The sequence below is a fragment of the Rhizobium sp. UBA1881 genome, from assembly GCF_002338015.1.
Taxonomy (GTDB): Bacteria; Pseudomonadota; Alphaproteobacteria; order Rhizobiales; family Rhizobiaceae; genus Rhizobium.
The window spans coordinates 1-2,918 of the sequence record NZ_DDHH01000140.1 but is presented as its reverse complement, the minus strand read 5'-3'; the positions used below and the strand labels follow the sequence as shown (position 1 = coordinate 2,918).

Genomic DNA, 2,918 nt, shown 5'->3' with positions numbered 1-2,918 from the left:
CGAGTTAGCCCCTCCCCCTTGTGGGGAGGGGTTGGGGAGGGGTCTACCTCATAACGCTCCGTAAACCGCCGCAGCCGCCTCCTTCAGCTTCTCCATCATCGCCCGATAGGGTCCCGGCCCATAGCTGACACGGCTAACGCCGAGCTTCGCCAGCGTCTTCACATCAGGCGCGCCCGGCCGCATCATGATATTGACAGGAAGCGGCGACGCCGCGCAGACCTTTTCGATCAAGCCCTCATCGATCAGCCACGGTACGAAAAAGCCATCGGCACCGGCTGCCGCATAGGCCTTGCCACGCTCCAACGCCTCCTCGACCAGACCAGCATGCTTGGCAAGATCACCTTCACGCAAGAACAGGTCAGTGCGCGCATTGATGAAGAACGCAATCCCGCGACGATCCGCCATCTCGCGGATGGCGCGGATGCGGGCGGCCTGTTTCTCCACCGGGTGCAGCCCGTCGCCCCCAACCACCTGATCCTCGAAATTGATGCCGATCGCGCCGGCCTCGATCAGCTGTTCGACATTGGCGGCAGCGCCTGAGGGATCGGTGGAATAGGCACCCTCGAAATCGACGGAGAGCGGCAGATCGTTGACCGCGGTGATCTGGCGGGTCGTTGCAACCAGCGCCTCCATCGGAATCTTCTCGCCATCGCCATAGCCCTGCGCGGCTGCGACCGACCAGCTTCCCGTCGCCAGCGCCTTGGCGCCGGCCTCGGTCACGGCCTTTGCCGTTCCCGCATCCCACACATTGTAGAGAACGACAGGATTGCCCTTCCGGTGCAGCGCGCCGAACGTCTTTGCCTTCTCAGCCTGATTCATCTTCGCCTCCTCGTTTCTTGTGCCGGAAAACTAGTGCGAGTGCGTCAGGCGATCAATCGGCCGGCGTGAATGGTCGCATTCCGGATTTCAATCGAAGGCGACGCGTGGCATAAGGCAAGGATGAGCAAGATCGATCGCACGCCCACCCATTCCGACTTCTCGCATGTGACAGAGTGGGTCTTCGACCTCGACAACACACTCTATCCGCATCACGTCAATCTGTTCGCGCAGATCGACAAGAACATGACGGCTTATGTGTCGACACTGCTGCAGATGGAGCGGGACGAGGCGCGCAAGCTGCAGAAGCAGTATTATTACGATCACGGCACGACGCTGCAGGGGCTGATGATCCACCACGGCGTCGATCCCAACGACTTCCTCGAGAAGGCGCATGCGATCGATTATTCCAGCCTGACCGCCCAACCGGAACTGGGAGCCGCGATCAAGGCGCTGCCCGGCCGCAAGTTCATCTTCACAAACGGCAGCGTCAAGCACGCCGAAATGGCGGCCGGTGCGCTTGGGATTCTCGACCATTTCGACGATATCTTCGACATTGTGGCGGCCGAATTCGTGCCGAAGCCGGCGCAGCAGACCTACGACAAATTCACTCAGTTGAAGCGCGTCGAGACGCAGAAGGCGGCGATGTTCGAGGACCTGCCGCGCAACCTGATCGCGCCGAAGGCGCTTGGCATGCAGACCGTTCTACTGGTGCCCAACAATCTCGAGGACACGGTTGTCGAGTGGTGGGAAAAGACCAGCGGCGAGGACGATCACATCGACTTCGTGACCGACGATCTTACTGATTTCCTTGGTAAGATTACGCCCAATATTACCGGCTAAATTACGAAAGTTTCATCCAGCTTACCGATGTTTAACTGGGTAATCGGACTTGTCCGCCCTACCTTTTCGTCTGTGATCCCCAATGAGATTGCACACTGAAAGGAACCCAAATGTCTCGGAACAAGCTGATACTGGCCGCACTTTCCTCCGTCTTGATTGTCGGTGCCGCAGCCGGCAGCAGTTTTGCCGCGCCCGGCGACAAGCACAAGCATCCGCCAAGGCCACACCACGCGATGATGGGCGGCGGAATGCGCGGGCCGATCATGCGTGAGGTCGTCTTCGTGCGCATGCTGCAGCAGTTCGACACGAACAAGGACGGCCAGATCTCCAAGGACGAAGCCCAGAAGGGCATGGAAACGATCTTCGCGGCGATCGACACCAACAATGACGGCTCGCTGACGCCGGGCGAAATCCGCAAGTATCACGAAGCGCAGATGGCCAAGATGAAGGCACCTGCCGAAGACATGGCGGCCGATGACGAAGCCCCGCCATCCCCGCCGCCGGCTGACGCAGACGCTGGCCAGCCCGCACCGCCGCAGGACGAAGCCGGTCGTGGTCCCGGCCGACACGGCATGCGCGGCCCAGGCATGATCCGCGAGCTCCTCTTGATGCAGCGGATCGACACCGACGAGAACGGCCAGATTTCCAAGCAGGAAGCCGAAGCCGCCTTCGAGAAATTCTTCACGCGGATGGACACCAACAAGGACGGCGTCATCTCGATCGCCGACATGCCGCAGCGTCCGTTCCTTTAAGACGAGAAACACCGAAAACCGAGCCCGCCGCGACGATCGCGGTGGGCTTTTTCGTCTGATTGAAATACCCAAGTTGTTGGGTTATTTTTCCACATGGTCACGAACAAGATCACCGACCCCGAACTCGCGCAGGCAAAGCAACGTTGGGAAGCGGAGCGCGCCGAGCGGCCGATCCCCGCATCGGTTCGCTTCGATGCCGCTTCGGAGCGCATAATCCTCGATTTCACCAATGGCGCATCATTTATCTTCCCCGCGCGGGCGTTGCAGGGATTGGAAGAGGCGACCGTGGCGGAGCTTGCCGAAGTCGAGCTGCTTGGAGAGACCGGCCTTCACTGGGAGAGCCTTGATGCCGACTACACAATATCAGGTCTGATGAACGGCGTGTTCGGCACCAGGAGTTTCATGGAGGCGCAACGCCGTGGCGGGCAATCCCGCTCGCCCGCGAAGGCGGCCGCAAGCCGCGCGAACGGCGCCAAGGGCGGCCGGCCGAAGAAGGCCGGCGACGCC

General features: G+C 60.8%; 4 protein-coding genes. 3 read left to right on the top strand and 1 reads right to left on the bottom strand.

Annotated features, from left to right (window positions below; genetic code table 11):
• Positions 1-48 precede the first annotated feature (48 nt).
• Positions 49-819, bottom strand: a complete 771-nt coding sequence (locus B3605_RS17245) for an isocitrate lyase/PEP mutase family protein (protein WP_112940992.1) — start codon at positions 817-819, stop codon at positions 49-51.
• 120 nt (positions 820-939) lie between these two features.
• Here B3605_RS17245 and B3605_RS17240 point away from each other — a divergent pair, with 120 nt between their 5' ends.
• The 3 genes from B3605_RS17240 to B3605_RS17230 all read left to right on the top strand — a co-directional run.
• Positions 940-1,659 (top strand): pyrimidine 5'-nucleotidase, encoded by a 720-nt coding sequence (locus B3605_RS17240; protein WP_112941035.1) that lies wholly within the window; start codon positions 940-942, stop codon positions 1,657-1,659.
• A gap of 110 nt (positions 1,660-1,769) precedes the next feature.
• On the top strand, positions 1,770-2,411 hold the full coding sequence (locus B3605_RS17235; RefSeq protein WP_112940993.1) for an EF-hand domain-containing protein: 642 nt from the start codon (positions 1,770-1,772) through the stop codon (positions 2,409-2,411).
• A 93-nt stretch (positions 2,412-2,504) separates the two neighbouring features.
• On the top strand, positions 2,505-2,918 hold a 414-nt coding region (locus B3605_RS17230), incomplete at its 3' end, for a DUF2442 domain-containing protein (RefSeq protein WP_296435212.1).

Bases quoted from the DNA above. Each gene is read 5' to 3' on its own strand.
- B3605_RS17245 (WP_112940992.1), bottom strand. From the start codon at position 819: ATGAATCAGGCTGAGAAGGCAAAGACGTTCGGCGCGCTGCACCGGAAG.
- B3605_RS17240 (WP_112941035.1), top strand. From the start codon at position 940: ATGAGCAAGATCGATCGCACGCCCACCCATTCCGACTTCTCGCATGTG.
- B3605_RS17235 (WP_112940993.1), top strand. From the start codon at position 1,770: ATGTCTCGGAACAAGCTGATACTGGCCGCACTTTCCTCCGTCTTGATT.